At 66.7% G+C, this 16,918-nt stretch carries 15 protein-coding genes and 1 riboswitch; of the genes, 8 read left to right on the top strand and 7 right to left on the bottom strand.

The genetic code is table 11. The features are described 5' to 3' along the window. Positions 1-619: 619 nt before the first annotated feature. Positions 620-1,213 (bottom strand): DUF2218 domain-containing protein, encoded by a 594-nt coding sequence (locus O3669_RS07045; RefSeq protein ID WP_371524182.1) that lies wholly within the window; start codon positions 1,211-1,213, stop codon positions 620-622. 161 nt (positions 1,214-1,374) lie between these two features. On the opposite strand from O3669_RS07045, the gene O3669_RS07040 reads away from it, so the two are divergent. The 6 genes from O3669_RS07040 to O3669_RS07015 all read left to right on the top strand — a co-directional run bounded on the left by O3669_RS07040 (position 1,375) and on the right by O3669_RS07015 (position 9,127). Beyond that, on the top strand, positions 1,375-2,847 hold the full coding sequence (locus tag O3669_RS07040; protein WP_371524181.1) for an amino acid permease: 1,473 nt from the start codon (positions 1,375-1,377) through the stop codon (positions 2,845-2,847). Positions 2,848-2,875: 28 nt separating this feature from the next. Next, positions 2,876-2,977, top strand: a riboswitch (TPP riboswitch). 30 nt (positions 2,978-3,007) lie between these two features. Further along, positions 3,008-3,607: an ECF transporter S component gene (locus O3669_RS07035; protein ID WP_295920718.1), complete on the top strand. Its 600-nt coding sequence runs from the start codon at positions 3,008-3,010 to the stop codon at positions 3,605-3,607. Positions 3,608-3,617: 10 nt separating this feature from the next. Beyond that, positions 3,618-6,134, top strand: a complete 2,517-nt coding sequence (locus O3669_RS07030; RefSeq protein WP_371524183.1) for an ATP-binding cassette domain-containing protein — start codon at positions 3,618-3,620, stop codon at positions 6,132-6,134. Further along, complete coding sequence (locus tag O3669_RS07025; protein WP_371524180.1) at positions 6,131-6,739, top strand: hypothetical protein; 609 nt, start codon at positions 6,131-6,133, stop codon at positions 6,737-6,739. Before O3669_RS07030 ends, O3669_RS07025 begins: the two co-directional genes overlap by 4 nt. Before the next feature lie 4 nt (positions 6,740-6,743). Continuing rightward, positions 6,744-8,276, top strand: coding sequence for a phospholipase D-like domain-containing protein (locus O3669_RS07020; protein ID WP_371524179.1), 1,533 nt, complete (start codon positions 6,744-6,746; stop codon positions 8,274-8,276). After that, positions 8,273-9,127: a class I SAM-dependent methyltransferase gene (locus tag O3669_RS07015; protein ID WP_371524178.1), complete on the top strand. Its 855-nt coding sequence runs from the start codon at positions 8,273-8,275 to the stop codon at positions 9,125-9,127. The genes O3669_RS07020 and O3669_RS07015 overlap by 4 nt, the downstream gene beginning before the upstream one ends. Positions 9,128-9,147: 20 nt before the next feature. Here O3669_RS07015 and O3669_RS07010 read toward each other — a convergent pair whose 3' ends face one another. From O3669_RS07010 to O3669_RS06985, 6 genes are read right to left on the bottom strand one after another with little or no spacing between them, the layout of a single operon-like run. Beyond that, positions 9,148-9,480: a DUF2185 domain-containing protein gene (locus tag O3669_RS07010; RefSeq protein WP_371524177.1), complete on the bottom strand. Its 333-nt coding sequence runs from the start codon at positions 9,478-9,480 to the stop codon at positions 9,148-9,150. A 44-nt stretch (positions 9,481-9,524) separates the two neighbouring features. Next, positions 9,525-10,037: a hypothetical protein gene (locus O3669_RS07005; protein ID WP_371524176.1), complete on the bottom strand. Its 513-nt coding sequence runs from the start codon at positions 10,035-10,037 to the stop codon at positions 9,525-9,527. A 1-nt stretch (position 10,038) separates the two neighbouring features. Next, positions 10,039-10,590, bottom strand: coding sequence for an ankyrin repeat domain-containing protein (locus O3669_RS07000; protein ID WP_371524175.1), 552 nt, complete (start codon positions 10,588-10,590; stop codon positions 10,039-10,041). Between the two features lie 15 nt (positions 10,591-10,605). After that, the gene (locus O3669_RS06995) at positions 10,606-11,580 is read right to left on the bottom strand and encodes a hypothetical protein (RefSeq protein WP_371524174.1); all 975 of its coding nucleotides are present in this window, start codon (positions 11,578-11,580) and stop codon (positions 10,606-10,608) included. Next, positions 11,570-11,908, bottom strand: a complete 339-nt coding sequence (locus O3669_RS06990; protein WP_371524173.1) for a type VII secretion target — start codon at positions 11,906-11,908, stop codon at positions 11,570-11,572. The genes O3669_RS06995 and O3669_RS06990 overlap by 11 nt, the downstream gene beginning before the upstream one ends. Next, positions 11,905-12,336 carry a hypothetical protein gene (locus O3669_RS06985; RefSeq protein WP_295966933.1) on the bottom strand — a complete coding sequence of 144 codons (432 nt, stop codon included), beginning with the start codon at positions 12,334-12,336 and terminating at the stop codon, positions 11,905-11,907. The genes O3669_RS06990 and O3669_RS06985 overlap by 4 nt, the downstream gene beginning before the upstream one ends. A gap of 180 nt (positions 12,337-12,516) precedes the next feature. On the opposite strand from O3669_RS06985, the gene O3669_RS06980 reads away from it, so the two are divergent. Further along, complete coding sequence (locus O3669_RS06980) at positions 12,517-14,238, top strand: alpha/beta hydrolase (protein WP_371524172.1); 1,722 nt, start codon at positions 12,517-12,519, stop codon at positions 14,236-14,238. 311 nt (positions 14,239-14,549) lie between these two features. After that, positions 14,550-16,412 carry an Ig-like domain-containing protein gene (locus tag O3669_RS06975; protein ID WP_371524171.1) on the top strand — a complete coding sequence of 621 codons (1,863 nt, stop codon included), beginning with the start codon at positions 14,550-14,552 and terminating at the stop codon, positions 16,410-16,412. Positions 16,413-16,918: the final 506 nt, after the last annotated feature.

The following is a 16,918-nucleotide window of genomic DNA, read 5'->3' as shown; positions in this document are numbered from 1 at the left end:
ACCCGTTACGGGGCGCTGCACCCGTTACGTAGCGCTGCACCTCTTATGGGGCGCTGCACCCGTTCAGAACGGGTGCATTGCTTACGGATCGGGTGCACCGCCCACACCAACAAGCCCAAACGCGGACATACGCGCCTCCCCACGCACAGGCAGCACACCACTAACGACCAAGCCGCCCCAGCGCACCGCCGCCCCGCAACGAACTCCTTCGCCAAGATCCGTTGCAACCACCACTAGAACCTAGAGGGTGTAGGAGTTGCTGTGCGAACCGTGGTGGAGCTTGTGACTCCGAAGCGTTGCGCCATTTTGGGGAGCGTTGCACTAGTTGAAGGAGCAATGCACTAGATGGGGGAGCATTGCACTGGATAGTAGCTAGTGCAATGCCCTGCTAAGTAGTGCAATGCTGGCGAAAGTAGTGCAATGCCTCCCGGGGTCGAACGCTGCGCGAGCTGCATCGACATGTGCCGGGAGTGGGTGTCAGCTTCCCGAAATTTCGCACGTAATTCCCCTGCGATTGTTTCAATGTTTGAAGTCAGAACGTTGGAATTCTGCGGTTTTGAGGCCTAAACGCGTCTGGCCGTCAGGGAATTACGTGCGGAATTGATGGGGCCCGCCGCGGCTACTCTGTTGCGTGCCCGGATGCCGCGTGCCCGGCCTCGCGCTCCGCGTCGCGCGCCGCCTTCTTGGCGCGGGCGTGCGCCTCGACCTCTTCGGGGGTGAGGGGGCCCTGTGTGGTGCCTTCGCTGCCGTCGGTGCGCTCCCACGAAATGGCGAGGCTGTCGCGCGCGCCGAAGCGCGCCAGGTGGATGCCGACGATGAATTCGAGGCGATCGGCGCGCTCGGGCTCCGTGCGTAGCTCGAGTCGCAGATCAGACGCCGACGCGATCACGTCGAAACGTCCCAGAACCGGACCCTCGCGGTCGAACAGCAGGTATCCGCTGCCCGCCTCCTCGTCCCACGAGCCCGTGATCTTGTGGCCCATGTGGCTCACAAGCTGCTTGCCGTAACGCGCCGCGCGCTCCGTGGACACCGATGCCGTGGCGATCAGAGGGAACGAGGCCGATGCGGGCTCCTCCGGCGCCGCATCGACGGGCGCGGGGGTGGCGGCTTCGATGGGGGCGGTTTCAGTGGATCGGGCGGGAGTGCCCGAGGTGGCCGCAGGGGAGTGGGTGGCCGAGGCCTCGTCGAAGGAGGAGTGTCTCTTTGATTCCATAAGGCTAACCTAACTTGCACGTGGGCTGCGTGCCATGCGACACCTGAATTCGGACGCGGGCGGGCCGTTGCGGTAGCGTTGGAGGGTCAAGCGCGCTACGTGCGCGCGCAAAGACCGCGCAAAGCGCCGCCCGTGGGCGGCATCGGCGGAAAGGAATACTTATGAGCAGCGAGCCAGTCGCGCATGACGAGCCCGGGCAGCAGGGCGGTGAAAAGCTCCAGCGAACGCTGAAAAATCGCCACATTCAGCTGATCGCCATTGGCGGTGCAATCGGAACGGGCCTGTTCATGGGCTCGGGTAAGACGATCTCCGTCGCGGGCCCCTCGATCCTGCTGGTGTACACGATCATCGGCGCAGTCCTGTTCCTCTTCATGCGGACGCTGGGTGAGCTGCTGCTCTCCGATCGCAAGTACGCGACCTTCGCGGACATCGCGCGCGACCTGATCGGCCCGTGGGCCGGCTTCGTGACGGGGTGGACGTACTGGGCGTGCTGGGTCGTCACCGGCGTCGCGGACATGATTGCGATCACCGGCTACACGCACTTCTGGTGGCCGGACCTGCCCCCGTGGATTCCCATCACTGCCACGACCCTGCTGCTCTTCGCCCTCAACGCGATGACGGTCAAGGCCTTCGGCGAGACGGAGTTCTGGTTCGCGCTCGTCAAGATCATCGCGATCATCGCCCTGGTCATCGTCGGTTTCGGTATGGTCGCCATGGGCACGATCGACGAGGAGGGGACCGCCGCCGCCGTCTCGAACCTGTGGAGCCACGGCGGCTTCTTCCCCAACGGATTCACCGGCTTCCTGGGCGGCTTCCAGATCGCGCTCTTCGCCTTCATCGGCATCGAAATGGTCGGCACGACGGTCGCCGAGACCGACGACCCGGACACCACTCTCCCCAAGGCCGTCAACTCGATCCCCGTGCGCATCATGCTCTTCTACGTGGCGGCGCTCGCGGCCATCATGATGGTGACCCCCTGGGACCAGGTCAGCCCCGAGCGTTCCCCCTTCGTCACGATGTTCTCGTTGACCGGCCTGGGCGCTGCGGCAACGATCGTGAACCTGGTCGTGCTTTCGTCGGCGGCCTCGAGCGCGAACTCGGGCATCTACTCGACGTCTCGCATGCTCTATGGCCTGGCCCGACAGGAGCAGGCTCCCGGCGTCTTCGCGCGCCTCTCGAAGCATCACGTGCCCCTCAACGCCCTGTTCCTGTCTTGCGTGTGCCTGCTGTCGGGCATCGTCATCATGGGGATGGGTGGCTCAATCTCGGCGGCGTTCACGCTGGTGACCTCCGTGTCCGCCACTCTGTTTATGGGCGTGTGGGTGGTCATCGTCGTGTCCTACCTGGTGTACCTGCGTCGCCGCCCCGAGCTACACAAGGTCTCTCGCTTCAAGTCGCCTGGCGGCGCGCTCGGCGCGTGGGTGGTCCTGGCGTTCATGGGGGCCATGGGCGTCATCCTGGCGATGTGGGACGATACTCGCCCCGGCCTCGTCTATTCCCTGGTGTGGATCGTGTTCATCGTGGGCGCGGCTTTCGCGAATCGTCACTACCTGCTGCGTCGTGCGGAGCGCGGAGTCCTGGGCGATGGGGGGACGGGCGAGGGGCGCCATCAGGGCCCCCACCTGCACGAGTAGCGCAATGAATACCAAGTGACTATGCTCACTAGTGTGCCACGGGAGCTCGAATCGAGCTGAGAGGGGACCATCCCCGACCGTAGAACCTGATCCGGATCATACCGGCGTAGGAAGGCTCTTCCCACGTGGCCGCCGTGCAACACGAAGGGAGTATTCTCGCATGGCCTCCACTGCCCCTTCCCTCCGCTGGAGGGTTATTGACATCGTCACTGCCGCAATCCTGGGTGTCGCGTGTGGCCTCATTTTCGTCGCCTGGAACCAGGTTGGTTACGCGGGCTACGAGGCTCTGAAGGCGATCCTGCCGGGTCTCGGCGGCCTGGTGACGGGCATCTGGCTGCTGGGCGGCACGCTCGGCGGCTACGTCATCCGCAAGCCCGGCGCCGCGCTCTTCGTCGAGCTGCTGGCCGCGACCGTCTCCATGGGTCTGGGTTCCCAGTGGGCGATTGGCGCGCTGTATTCGGGCATTGCCCAGGGACTCGGTGCCGAGATTGTTTTCGCCGCGTTCGTGTACCGCCGATTCAACGTGTGGGTGGTCTCTGCCGCTGGTGCCATGGCTTTCGCAGCTGAGTGGTGCCTTGAGCTCTTCACGGAGGGCAACCTCGCGAAGGAGGTCTCTTTCAACGTTGTTTACCTGGTGTCCGGCGTGGCGTCGGGCATCGTCCTGGCCGGCTTGCTCGCGTGGGCGCTGACGAACGCGCTGGCGAAGACGGGCGCCCTGGACCGCTTCGCCTCGGGCCGAGGAGCGCGCGAGCTTGTCTGATTCCCCCTCCATGAACGAGGCCTCCTCCGCCTCCCCCCGCCCCGTGTCCTCCCCGGATGGCCGGGTGCCGCTGGGTGAGGGGGCGGGCGCGCGCGTGTGCGCGCGCGGATGGGGATGGCGTCACGCTGGGCGCAAGAACGCCGCGCTGTCGGGCGTTGATCTCGATATCGCGCCGGGTGAGCGCGTGCTGGTGCTCGGGCCGTCCGGGTCGGGCAAGTCGACGCTCATGGGCGGCCTGGCGGGCCTGCTGGGTGGCGCCGAGGAGGGCGAGGCCACCGGCACGCTCACCGTTGACGGCGTTGCCCCGGCGCAGGCTAGGGGCCGCGTGGGCCTCCTCATGCAGGACCCCGAGGCCCAGGTGGTCCTGGCCCGCGTGGGTGACGACGTGGCCTTCGGCATGGAGAACCTGGGGGTTCCCCGCGAGGAGATATGGCCTCGCGTGGCCGACTCCCTGAATGCGGTGGGCTTGGATGTGCCCCTGCATCATTCGACGACGGAGCTGTCGGGCGGGCAGAAGCAGCGCCTGGCGCTCGCGTCGATTCTCGCGATGGGTCCGGGCCTGCTGCTCCTGGACGAGCCGACCGCGAACCTGGATCCGAGCGGCGTCGCCGAGGTGCGCGCCGCCGTCGAGGCCGTTGTGGAACGCACGGGCGCGACGATGGTGGTCGTCGAGCATCGCGTGGACGTGTGGGCGCCCCTCGTGGACCGCGTCATCGTGGTGGCCGACGGTCGCATCGCTGCCGACGGCCCCCTCGACGAGGTCCTCGACCAGCAGGGCGGCGCCCTGCGCGAGCGCGGCATCTGGCTTCCCGGCGACGACGTCGCCGCCGAGGTCGGCCCCGCCCCCGAGATAGCCCCGGCCTCGTCCGAAGCCGCCCCGATCGCCCGCGTTACTGACCTGACGATCGGCTACGCGGCGGACGCCCCGGTGCGCAGCGGCATCGACCTGACGCTCGAGCGCGGCGTCTCCACCTGCATCGTTGGCGCGAACGGCGCCGGAAAATCGACGTTTGCGCTGACGCTGGCGGGCCTCCTGCCGCCCCTGGAGGGCACGGTCGAGGTCGAGACCGCCGACGGCACGGCCGGCGATCCCCACGGCTGGCCGAGCAAGCGGCTGCTCGGCCGCATGTCCATGGTCTTCCAGGAGCCCGAGTACCAGTTCCTGGCCTCCACCGTCGCCGAGGAACTCGCCATCGGCCCGCGCGCGGTCGGCATGACCGAGGAGGAGATCGCCCCCCTCGTCGAAGAACACCTGGAGGCCCTGGGCCTCACTAAGCTTGCGCGCGCCAACCCGATGACGCTGTCGGGCGGCGAGAAGCGCCGCCTGTCCGTGGCGACCGCCCTCATCAGCGCCCCCGAACTGCTGATCCTCGACGAGCCGACTTTCGGCCAGGACCGCGGCACGTGGCTGGGCCTCGTGCGCCTGCTGCGCGCCGCCCTCGAGCGCGGCGTGACCCTGGTGTCCATCACGCACGACCCCGCGTTCGTGGCCGCGATGGGACAGCGCGTGATCGACCTGGGGTTGGTTGGGATCCGAGGTGGGGGAGAGTCGCGCGATTCCGCCGAGTCCGCGCTCGCCTCCCCACGTGACGAGGCCTACTCTGGTTGCGCGTCCCGCACGAGTGTCGGGTCGGAATCTGACGATAGCGCGGACGCGACGATAACCGGCGATGCGACGGGTGCTGACGCGCCTGCGGGCGAGGTGCCTGCCAGTGCGGCGACTGCGGGTGCCGCACGGATGTGTGCGCCCACCACCGCCCGAGCGCCCCGGCGTGGCCTCCTGGCCCGCACGAACCCGGTCGCCCGCGTGCTTGCCCTGCTGGTCGCGACCACGCCGCTGCTGATCTCGATCGACCCTGTGAGCGCAGGGGTCGCGCTGGCCCTCGAGCTCGCACTCATCCCTCTGTCGGGCGTGTCGGCGCGCAGCTTCGCGCTCAAGGCGACGCCGCTGGCGGTGGCCGCGCCGCTGGGAGCGCTGTCCATGCTGCTCTACGCCTCGCCGGGCGGCCGGGTGTTCTGGGAATTCGGCCCCGCAGCCATCTCTGAACACTCGATATGGCTGGCCCTGGGCATCGGCCTGCGCATGTGCGCCCTCGTCATCCCGGCGATTGCGCTGCTCGACCGCATCGATCCCACAGACATGGGCGACGGCCTCGCACAAATCCTGCACCTGCCCGCCAGGCCCGTTCTGGCGTCGCTGGCCGGTGCGCGCATGACGTCGCTCATGGCTGCTGACTGGAAGGCCCTCGAGAGGGCCCGACGCGCGCGAGGCGTCGGCGACGCCTCGCGCATCCGTTCCTTCCTGCGCGGCTCGTTCTCGCTGCTCGTGTTCGCGCTGCGTCGCTCCGGCAAGCTCGCCACCACGATGGAGGCGCGCGGCTTCGGCGCGAAGGGTCAGCGCACGTGGGCGCGTCCCTCGCGCCTGCGCGCCGCGGACGCCGTGCTTATAGCCGTCGCCGTGGCCATTCCCGCGATCGCGCTGGCCGTGAGCGTGTGGGCCGGAACCTTTGCGCTGGTGGGCCGATGACCGGCCAGCGTGGGGCGGCCACGTCCCCCGAGGCCGCGCGCAGGGGAGTGGGGGAGAGGGTCACCGTGCCAGTGACCCTCTCCCCCGAAGAGGCCGCGCGCGACCTCGCCCCTCGCCTGCGCGCCCTCGCGAAGGAGGCCGCCGGGGCCTCGTCGATGTGCGAGGCCGCGCCCGCGGGCGTCCCCGTCGTGACGATCGACGGGTACTCGGGGTCGGGCAAGTCCACCCTGGCCGCGGCCCTTGAGCGCCAGCTGGAGGGCTGGCAGATCCTCCACCTGGACGACTGGTACCCGGGCTGGGACGGGCTGGCCGAAGGTGCCCGCGTCGCCCGGGCAATCGCGCACGACCTGCGCGCGGGGCGACCCTCGTCCTACGTCACCTGGGACTGGGAGGCCAGCGCGCCCGGCCACGCCGTGCGGGTCCCCCTGGCGCCCGCGATCATCGAGGGCTGCGGTGCCCTCGAGGCCGAGGCCGACCTGTCCGTGTGGATCGCCGACCCCGGCGAGGAGGAACGCCGAAGCCGCGCCATCGCGCGCGACGGGCAGACCTACGCGCCGCATTGGCAGCGATGGGCCCGTCAGGATCTGGGGCGGCCGGTAAAATAGGCACATGATGCCGCCACATCCTGATCCCCCGCTGTGGGCCTGGCTCCTCTTCGGGGCTTTCGAGTTCGCCATCCGCGCCGTCGCGCTGGGCGTCGTTCCCAAGCACAGGCGCGCGTCGACCTCGAACGCGTGGCTGGTGCTGATTTTTCTCTCGCCGTTCGTGGGTGTGCCGCTCTACTTCATTTTCGGATCCTGGTGGGCGATGGGACGCCGCCTCGACGACGACCCGGAGGCACGAGAGCTCATCGACGCCATCGTGGCCGGCTCGACCGCGCCTCAAGCCGAGTCCTACGACGTGCAGACCGGTGAGGATGGTCTGCCCATCGGCTCGGACGACGACACCTCGTCCATCATGCGACTGTCGGGCAACCTGACCGGGTTTCCGGCGTCGGTGGGCTGCGTCGGCCACCTCTACAACGACACGGCCGAGACGTTCCGCGCGATGGCCGACAGCGTCGACAAGGCCACCCATCACGTCAACGTCCTGTATTTCCAGACATCCTGGGACGAATACACGGCCCCCCTGTACGAGGCCCTGGCTCGCGCGAAGGCACGCGGTGTCACCGTGCGCTTCCTCGTCGACCACCACGGCATGCGCACGATTCCCGGCCATAAGGCCTTCCGTCGGCGCCTCGACGACATGGGGATCCTGTGGCACCAGATGCTCCCCTTCGCGCCGCTGAGCGGCCAGATCCGCCGACCCGACCTGCGCAACCATCGCAAGATCCTCGTCATCGACGGGCGCGAGGCGTACGTAGGCTCCCACAACCTCGTGGCCCCCGACTACGACACCCCTTCCTACGCAAAGGCCGGCATACTCTACGACGACACGAGCGTGTCCGTCACCGGCCCCATCGTCTCCCAGATCCAGGCGGTTTTCGCCGTCGACTGGTACTACGCCTGCAAGGAAGTCCTCACGCCCGCCGACCTCACCCCGCCCATCGCGCCCACCGCGCCCACGGACGAACAGCGCGAGAATCCCCAGGCCTCGGCGATGCAGATCATCCCCTCGGGCCCCGCGTTTAAGGGCACGCCGAACCTGCGCGCCTTCGTGCACATGATTTCTTCGGCGCGCACACACGTGACGATCACGAGCCCCTACTTCATCCCCGACGAGGCGCTCATCACCGCCCTGACCAACGCCACCCTGTCCGGCGTCGAGGTCGAGCTCTTCGTCTCCGAGCAATTCGACCAGTTCTTGGTCGGGCACGCCCAGCGCTCGTACTACGGCACGCTCCTCAAGGCCGGCGTTCGCATCCACCTGTACCGCAAGCCGCGAATGTTGCATTCCAAGTACGTCATCGTGGACGGCAGCCTGTGTGCGATCGGCTCGTCCAATATGGATGTGCGCTCCTTCGGCCTGAACTACGAGATCACTCTCGTCGCGGACGACGCGCGCCTGGTCGAGCTGCTGCACGGTAACGACCAGCGCACCCGTGAGCGCTCGCGTGAGTTGACCTACGAGGAGTGGCGCAGCCAGCCCTGGTACGTTCACTACGTCGACGACGTGTGTCGACTGGGCAGCGGGCTTCTGTGAGCGCCCCCGGGGACGAGGCCGTGGTCGGCCTTGTGGATGAGCCGCCGGATGCGCGTGGGAGCGCGGATTGTGCCACGTTGTCGGACGGTGCGTCCGCCTCGCTGGATGTCAACCCATTCGTCGGGGAGGGCGGCGCCTACGCCTCCGTGCGCCCCGCCTACCCGGGCGAGGCCGTGGCCGCGTTGATCGATGCCGCGCGGCGCGCGCGGGGCGTGGATGCGTCGGGCCGGGATGGTTCGCTGCGCGCTGCCGACATCGGCGCGGGCACCGGCAAAATGAGCGAGCTCCTGGCCCGCGCCGGGGCCGTCGTGGACGCGGTGGAACCCTCTGGGGCGATGCGCGCCCAGGCCTCGTCCATTCCTGGCGTGACGTGGCGCGCCGGCGTCGCCGAGGAGACGACCCTGCCGGACGCAGTGTTCGATATCGTCGTGTTTGCCCAGTCGTGGCACTGGGTTGATCCCGAGCGTGCGGGCGTCGAGGCCGCTCGCATCCTCGCGCCGGGCGGCGTGCTCGGCATCGTGTGGAACCAGATGGACGTGTCGATCCCGTGGGTGCACCGCCTGACCCGCATCATGCGCTCTGGAGACGTCCACCGACCCGACCGGCCGCCCACGCCGGGCGGCGGGTTTGCGCCCATGCGACTGACGCAGGTCGCCTGGCAGGACGTCATGACGCCCGAGCAGATCCTCACCCTGGGGACCACGCGCTCGTCCTACATCCGATCCACCCCGGCCGGGCGCGAGCGCATGCAGGCGAACCTGCGCTGGTACCTGTACGAACACCTGGGCTACGCGCCGGGCCAGGACATCGCCATCCCCTACACGACCCTCGTGTGGCTCACTCACCTGTGAGGGCGGGGCCGCTGCGTGAGTCAGCGGAAGGAAATCTCTTTCTCGGTCTTGTTATCGAACCATCGCCGACGTCCGTCAGGTTCGACGACGAGCTGGATGTCGGAGCCGACCGGCAGGTCGTAGATGCCGATGCAGGCGGGCTCAAGGGCGCACAGCTCGTTGAAGTCGACCACCGTCATGTTGGCCGGATCGGCCAGGTACTCGTCGGTATCGCGGTCGGACAGGACGCGCCAGCCCGTATCCTGCGGGGCGATGGGTGCCTCGCGGGTCAGCCACTTGATGTTGCCCGTCCGCTCGACGATCTTGCGTGAGACGATCGCAGCCCCGGCGTTGGTAATGAACGTGGTGGTCATGAGCGTTCCTTTGTGTCTGCTGCCGCGCGGGCGGCGAGCGGGTCTTACTCGACGGGGACCATGAATCGGTCCGAGGCCCCCTCGGGTAGGGCGAGGCACTGGGCGCGAGCCTCGCGCAGGGCGGGTTCCAGGACCGCGAGGATCGGGTTCCACGAGTCGAGGGGACGGGCGATGTCCAGGCTTGTGCCATCCTCGCTCACGCACATCTCCTCGAAGACTTGGATCGTAACGCCCGCGAACTCCACGGCAGGGTGCTGGCAGAAGTAGGTCCCGGGCAGGTAGGTGACTTCCTCGAGGTTGAACGTCGGTGCGCCCGCCATGAGGGGTGCCAGGTCGCGCCCGTTCGCGCCCACGATCACCGCGACGAGAGGGGCGCGCAGGTTGTTCGTGGCGATTGCGATGCTGCGTGAGGTCGCCGTCAGTGCGGGCGAGGTAACCACGCGGGCCTGCGTGACGGAGGGGTCGACGAAGCCTCGGAAGGTGATTGCTGGCGTGGGGGGCAGCTTGTTGAGAAGCGACAGGAAATTGCGCGCGCTGTCCTCGAAGGTGGGGGTCATGTCATGTGTCCTGGGTCGAAGTGGTGGGGTCGATGCCGAGGCGTGTGGCGATGCGATCGGCCAGTGCCTGTCGGTGGGGCCATCGGCGAGCAACGTTGTACACGGTATCGTGCGAGCCTGTGAGCTGTGCGTCGAAACCGGGGTCGTGCGCCTCAAAATACAGGTCGTACAGGGGAGTGAGTTCCTCGTCGGAATACTCCTGGTTGGAGATCAGGTGGACGAGGGGGATACATCCGTGGGCGTCGGGCGCCCCGAGGGGGACGCCGCGTTCGATGAGGCGGCGACACAGGGCGACATCCTCGGTGATGTCGTGCGCGCGTTGCGCGAAGAGAATGTGGAACGGGTTCGTTCCATCCTTAGTGCCCGCATCGAGAACGCACTCGCGGTCTAAGAGGAACTCGCACATGGGGTAACGCTGCGCAGGGTCGACGTTGCTGATCGCCTCAATGAATAAGCTCTTGCCCCAACGCACACGCTTCTCGTCCCCGACCCGGTACAGTCCCATGAACTCGCCGAAGGTTCCCCTGTATGCAACTGTGAATACTGACTTCATAGGCGGCTCCAACCGTTACTCATCGATACGAGCCCTGTTTCTTGATGAAAATTCGACTCTGTAGTTGCCCGCCGGATCGCCCGAGTGGGGGTGTGGCCCCTCCGACAGGTCTCCCTTTGGGGTGGGTGCGTCGGCCGACGTTTTCGGCGCGGGGGCGTCGCTCGCCATCGAGGCCTTGGGCGGGGCCGCGCCATCAGCGCGAGCTGTCGGCGCGTCAGCGTGGGTGAGGTTGTGGAGCCATTCTTTGAGCGACTTGAGCAGCTGGTCGGCGTTGGTCAGCTGAGCGCCCAGGTTCGACAGGGATTCCTTCAGGGCGGTGATGCGCTTGGAGACGCCGCCCATCAGGGAGGCGACCCTGGTGGAAATCTGCTCCATGACGAGGGGGAATGCCGTCCCGAAAGACGCAACCAGCTCCACCGCATACGACAGGATCGAGCCGACGACCTGGCTGATCGCGTCGCGCACAAAGTCGTGAACGAATTGGATGATGACGGCGCACACGTCGTAGGCGGTGCCCACCGCCCCCGACAGGGTGCCCGCCATTGCGATGCCCGCGGTCGTGGCGCTGGAAGCGGTGACGTAGGCGCTGGCTGTGCTGCCTGTGGACGACCCGTCAGGGAATGAAGCCCGCACGTCTTGTTCGATGTTGTGCGCCGCTGCCCGCAGGGTCGCGGAGATGTTCTTCCAGGTCTGGCCGTTTGCGCGCAGCTGGTCGGAGTCGCCGGCGAGCTGGAGCATCCAATCCTTGAAAGGCTGGATATGGTCGAAGACCCACCCGATGCCCCAGGCCATGAGGGTTCCGAGGGGGTCGGACACGTACGCGATGGTGTCGACGCCCATGGCGACGCCCGCCAGGGCCTCGCTCACCCACGACTTGTTGGTAATGGCCGAGCTGAGTTGCTCGATATCGTCGAGGAGGCCCGCGCCCGACAGGGGCGAGGTGGTGTCCTGGCGCTCGGCGACGAGAGAATTCGTGCCGTCAGCGGACACCGAGGCCTCCCCGTCCACCCAGACTGACCTCGGTCAGGCTGGCCGCCGAAGCCGCCTCGTGCGCCTCGAAGTCGCGCGCGCTGGCGATCAGGGACTGGGAGAGCTTGTCCAGGGCGATGCTCGCACCGTTGATGGCCAGGTGCTCCCCGGCCTCGACGAGCTGGAAGAGAGGGGCGATGAAAGGGCCGACCATCGCCCCGAAAGCGCCCTTGTTGGCCGAGGCCTGGCGCAGCGCGTCGGAGGCCAGCTCCAGGTCGCCCTGGTAGGAGCTGAGCCGATGCGCGTGCGCGGTCATAGCCGACGGATTGGCCGCATAATTCTCGCTCACCCCCAGGGCCTCCGTCGGCGAACCAGGAGAGTGGAATCATCTTCGGCGGGGTCGTCGGGTTCGGGGATGCCGTACAGTGAGCGCATGCGTTCAATGCCTGTGTACCGGGGGCCGAAAGCCTCCTGGGAAGCTGCGATCACCTGTTCGCCAGCGTTGCGGCGGGCGGCCGCGTAGGCGGCCATGATGGCCTCGCACATCTCGTTGGGCGCGCCCTCGATGCCAATGCCGAGCAGCGTCCCTGCTGAATCGACAATGATCTCGACACTGCTGTCGGGAGAGACGCCTACTCCTTGGACAGATTCGATGCGCTGACGCATCGCGCGGGCGCGTTCCGCCTGCTCTCGTACCTGACGCTCCTGACGGCGAATCAGGTTGGGATCATCCTCGAATAATGACATTGTCACCCCCCACCAATAGACGATATCCATTGTAGATGAAGCCTTAACCTGGTGGCAAGAATACATCTCCGGCCATCACTGGGCACCCCGTTACAATCGCATCCATTTCCATGCGCCCGCTTGTCACTTGCGGCCGGGGCGAGGGTGCCTCGGGGTGAGAGGCCTCGTTCCTGCTCTGAGAGCGCACCCGCCTCCTGGCACAATGTCCGCATGGGTTTGTCGTTTCTGGGTGTCATTGCGGCGCTGGCGATGTACGCGGTGAGCGTGTCCCCCTCGCTCATGGCGCGCTCGTGGGCCTGGCACGCCGTTGCCTCGGGAATCCTGGTCGCCTGCGGATATGTCGCCGGCGTCGTCGTGCAGAACGTGGCCCAGCTTGTCATTCGCCTGACCGGCCTGACGATCAGCGCCTCCGAGCCCGTCGAGCTCGGCTTCCGCATCGGAATCGGAGCTCTCTTTGCGCTCTGGTGGATCTACGCCGTCATCCAGTCTTATCGCAGGGCACGCAAGGCTGCGGCGCTCGTGAACATGCCGGGGGAGACCTTCGGCGAATACCTGTTGGGAACCGCGGGAGCGGTCGTCGTGTCATGGATGCTGCTGCATATCGTTGGAGCCCTGAACCGGCTGTGTTGGATGCTCATCGCATCCCTGGACGCGCACATGCCGCGCCCGGCCGCCATCGTGGTGAGCATGGTGATCCTGTTCGCGATCATGTTCTTCTTGACGTCCAAAGTCATTCTGCGAGGCGGCATCGGTTTCTTTCGCCGCAAGGCCGAGCAGCTCAACATGCGTACGGCGCGCGGCATCTACCAGCCTGTCGTCCCTGAGCGTTCGGCGTCCCCGGCCTCGTCCGTCACCTGGGAGTCGGTGGGTGGGCAGGGGCGCGTCTTCCTTGGGCGCGGCCCCTCGCGCCTCGACATCGCGCAGGTGTGTGGTGGGGTGGCGATGGAGCCCATCCGCGTCTACTCCGGGATGCCCACGGGCGGGTCGGGCATTGAGCAGGCGGCCGCCACGGTCGTCGCCGAGCTGCACCGCACGGGCGCGTTCGACCGGGCCGTCATCCTCATCGCGGCGTCCACCGGGTCCGGGTGGGTGGACGAGTGGCAGGTCCAGCCCCTGGAGTTCCTCACGCGCGGGAACTGCGCCACGGCCTCGTTGCAGTACTCCTACGTGCCCTCGGCGCTGAACTGGCTGACGGGACTCGAGCCCGCGCAGGAGGCCTCTGCCGCGCTGTTTGCCGCCGTGCGCGCCGAGCTGGATCTCATGGACGAGGCCGACCGACCCGCCCTCTTCGTGTGCGGTGAGTCCTTGGGGGCCTTCGCGTCGCAGTCCGTGTTCGAGTCCTTCGAGGACGTCCTGGCGCGGGTGGATGGTGCCCTGTGGGTGGGCACTCCCTCATTCACGCCGATGCATGCGGCCCTGACGGCCGCTCGGCACAAGGGCAGCCCCGAGGTGGCCCCCGTCGTCCATAATGCTCGGCGCGTGCGCTTCGTCAACGAGCCCTCGGACCTGCGTACCGACCTGTATGGGCGCGAGCTTGGGCCGTGGGGGTTCCCGCGCGTCGTCTATGCTCAGCATCCTTCGGATCCGGTCGTGTGGTGGACCAACAAGCTCATCTGGACGCAGCCGGACTGGCTGCGCGAACGCGCCGGGCGCGACGTCTCGTTGAACGTGGAGTTCACGCGATTCGCGACCTACATTCAGGTACTCGCCGACCTGCCCGTCGCGGGGACCGCGCCCGGCGGCCACGGGCACACCTATCACGAGGAGCTCATTCCGCTGTGGCGAGGAATTCTCGGCTTCGATCGTCTTTTCGACGAGGCCCCCGTGCACCCGCGCCTGGCGGCCCTGGATGGGGGCTGGGTTGATGATGCGATGCTTGAGCGCATCGGGATCGTCGTGCGCGCGAACCTGGAGCTGTCGGATCGGCAGTGACGAGGCCGGGGCGGCGTGCGCTTACCGGGTAGACAGTAGAGTGGTTCATTGCAATATTCAGGAATTTAAACGATCTGTGATTGAGAAAACGTGCGCGCGAGTCGAAACATATGTGCATTGGTTAGTTTGCCGTTGAAAACCGGCCTAAAAATGGGCCTAGGTGTCACTGAAAGCTCCACGTAATAGCTTGTATCTTGCGGGTGGTAAGTGGGTAATGGCTTGCTAGGTATTCATTTACGCAGTAGCGTTCGTCCTACGAGCCTTAAGCCTAACCGGGCGGTATGGCTCGTTGGATCAACATTGGAGTGAGTATGTCCCAGTTAGTTCATAGGGCGTTCCTGGCGACCTTGGCGACCGGCGCGATGGTGGCGTCCGGTGCAGCCTTCGGAGCCCCCGCGTTTGCGGCGCCCGACCCCGACATGTACGGCCCCACGATTTCTGGTGTCACGACCATCAGTGAGGGGCTCGGCGGTTCCGTCAGCTTCAAGGTCGAGGACAACCCGGGCCTGTCCAGCATTGACCTGCGCGACCCGGCCACCGACGCCATCTTCTATCGTCGCGTCGTCGACTTCCCCGGCAACGTCACCGCCGACGGCGTTCACCACTACAGCTTTGAGATCAAGTTCTCCGACATCCAGGCGGCCTGGACGAAGGCTGGCCACACGGAGGCCTTGCCCGCGACCGTGAAGCTCGTTGCGTGGGGGAGCGACGGAAAGCCCTCGAAGCGTGCCGACGTCGCGATCGAGCCCGTCGCCATGACCTCCCTCGACTTCGGTATCGAGTCGGGTCGGCTCACCATGACTGTTGGTCAGCAGACGATGATCGGCGTCACGCACCAGCCTGAGAACGCCAACATGACGAAGATCAATTGGTCCGGCGATGACATCGACGTCCTGAACGTCGATGATGAGTCGGGCCTCGTGACTGCCCTGAAGGAAGGCTGCTCGGACGTTAGGGCTGTCGCTGACTACATGGATCCGATGGTCTTCGACCCGGTGATGGCCACCGTCAACGTCTGTGCCACCGAGCTGGGCGAGGACGAGATTGCCGTCGATCACCTCCGCGTGGACATGGAGGAGGGTGAGACCGTTACCCTCAAGCCGCTGCTGCCCGAGAAGTTCAAGGACGCGACCCTGACCTGGGGCCTGGAGTATGGCGGTGTGGTCATCCTGAAGGCTGCCGAGGACGGCAAGAGTGCGACGATCACCGGCGGCAACATTGCCGACTGGGATCAGGTGAACCTGACCGCCACCCTGCCCGACGGAACCGAGGCAACGGCGACGACGATCGCCGTTGTGAAGTCCCTGAAGCAGGATGCGACCGCTCCCGCGCCGTGGGTTGACCCGCAGCCGCAGCCCGATCCGCAGCCTCAGCCGGACCCGCAGCCTCAGCCGGACCCCCAGCCGCAGCCGGACCCGCAGCCGCAGCCTCAGCCTGATCCGCAGCCTCAGCCGCAGCCGGATCCGCAGCCTCAGCCGGACCCGCAGCCTCAGCCGCAGCCGGACCCGCAGCCTCAGCCGGACCCGCAGCCCCAGCCGCAGCCCGATCCCCAGCCTCAGCCGCAGCCGGACCCGCAGCCCCAGCCGCAGCCGGACCCCCAGCCCCAGCCGCAGCCCGCTCCCACGGGCACCTGGATGCAGGACTCGATGGGCTGGTGGTACCGCAATGCTGACGGTTCCTACCCGGCGAACACTGCAGTCACGATTGACCGTCGCGTCTTCCGCTTCGATGCCAGGGGCTACATGCGCACCGGCTGGGTGATGGACCAGGGCTCCTGGTTCTACCACGACGCGAACGGCTACATGGTGACCGGCTGGCTGAACCTGGGTGGCACCTGGTACTACCTGGACGGCAACGGCGCTATGAAGACCGGATGGCTGGACCTGGGCGGTACCTGGTACTACCTGAACGCCTCGGGCGCTATGCAGACCGGCTGGCTGAACCTGGGTGGTACCTGGTACTACCTGGACGGCAACGGCGCGATGGCGACCGGCTGGCTGAACCTGGGCGGAACCTACTACTACCTGAACGCCTCGGGTGCTATGAAGACCGGATGGCTGGACCTGGGCGGTACCTGGTACTACCTGAACGCCTCGGGTGCCATGCAGACCGGCTGGATCAACCTGGGTGGCACCTGGTACTACCTGGACGCCAACGGCGCATGGGTCAAGTGACCTGACGCCTCTGACACGCACCGGCCGGGCCCGGGAACGCGAAACGCTGCGTTCCCGGGCCCGGCCCGTTTGACAATTCAGTTGGGCTTAACGGGCTCTTCGCATTGTGGGGTGTGGGGGTGGTGTTCGAAGTGTCCCGGGGATCGTGGACAGTGTCGTGGGACGACGACCGCACACAGGAGTTCGCCTGGGGTGCCTCATCAACCAAAACTCGCACGTAATTTGGGTACCCTAACTTTTCATAGGTATCGGGAAAACCGCAGAATTCCAACGATGTGATTTCAATGTTTGAAATACATGTCGGGGAATTACGTGCGACATTTCTGAGGAACCACAACATGAGGCGCCACAAAGGCATCACGAAGTGCCCCAAGCAGAAGACAACCCAAGCCCGGAAGACAACCCACAACCCCGGCCAACACCTCGCCCTAGGCCACATCACACCACAACGACACGAAAGGGAGGGGCCGCACCCCTCCATGCGCACCTGGGCCCTACTGGTAGTA

This window comes from Pauljensenia sp. 20925_1_34, assembly GCF_041432775.1.
In the GTDB taxonomy this organism is placed as follows: domain Bacteria; phylum Actinomycetota; class Actinomycetes; order Actinomycetales; family Actinomycetaceae; genus Pauljensenia.
This window is presented reverse-complemented; position numbering and strand designations above follow the sequence as displayed.

Excerpts from the sequence above, each read along its gene's own strand:
- O3669_RS07030 (WP_371524183.1), top strand. The coding sequence starts at position 3,618 with ATGAACGAGGCCTCCTCCGCCTCCCCCCGCCCCGTGTCCTCCCCGGAT.
- O3669_RS06975 (WP_371524171.1), top strand. The coding sequence starts at position 14,550 with ATGTCCCAGTTAGTTCATAGGGCGTTCCTGGCGACCTTGGCGACCGGC.
- O3669_RS07010 (WP_371524177.1), bottom strand. The coding sequence starts at position 9,480 with ATGACCACCACGTTCATTACCAACGCCGGGGCTGCGATCGTCTCACGC.
- O3669_RS07000 (WP_371524175.1), bottom strand. The coding sequence starts at position 10,590 with ATGAAGTCAGTATTCACAGTTGCATACAGGGGAACCTTCGGCGAGTTC.
- O3669_RS07040 (WP_371524181.1), top strand. The coding sequence starts at position 1,375 with ATGAGCAGCGAGCCAGTCGCGCATGACGAGCCCGGGCAGCAGGGCGGT.
- O3669_RS06980 (WP_371524172.1), top strand. The coding sequence starts at position 12,517 with ATGGGTTTGTCGTTTCTGGGTGTCATTGCGGCGCTGGCGATGTACGCG.
- O3669_RS07005 (WP_371524176.1), bottom strand. The coding sequence starts at position 10,037 with ATGACCCCCACCTTCGAGGACAGCGCGCGCAATTTCCTGTCGCTTCTC.
- O3669_RS07035 (WP_295920718.1), top strand. The coding sequence starts at position 3,008 with ATGGCCTCCACTGCCCCTTCCCTCCGCTGGAGGGTTATTGACATCGTC.
- O3669_RS07020 (WP_371524179.1), top strand. The coding sequence starts at position 6,744 with ATGATGCCGCCACATCCTGATCCCCCGCTGTGGGCCTGGCTCCTCTTC.
- O3669_RS07045 (WP_371524182.1), bottom strand. The coding sequence starts at position 1,213 with ATGGAATCAAAGAGACACTCCTCCTTCGACGAGGCCTCGGCCACCCAC.
- O3669_RS06985 (WP_295966933.1), bottom strand. The coding sequence starts at position 12,336 with ATGGATATCGTCTATTGGTGGGGGGTGACAATGTCATTATTCGAGGAT.
- O3669_RS07025 (WP_371524180.1), top strand. The coding sequence starts at position 6,131 with ATGACCGGCCAGCGTGGGGCGGCCACGTCCCCCGAGGCCGCGCGCAGG.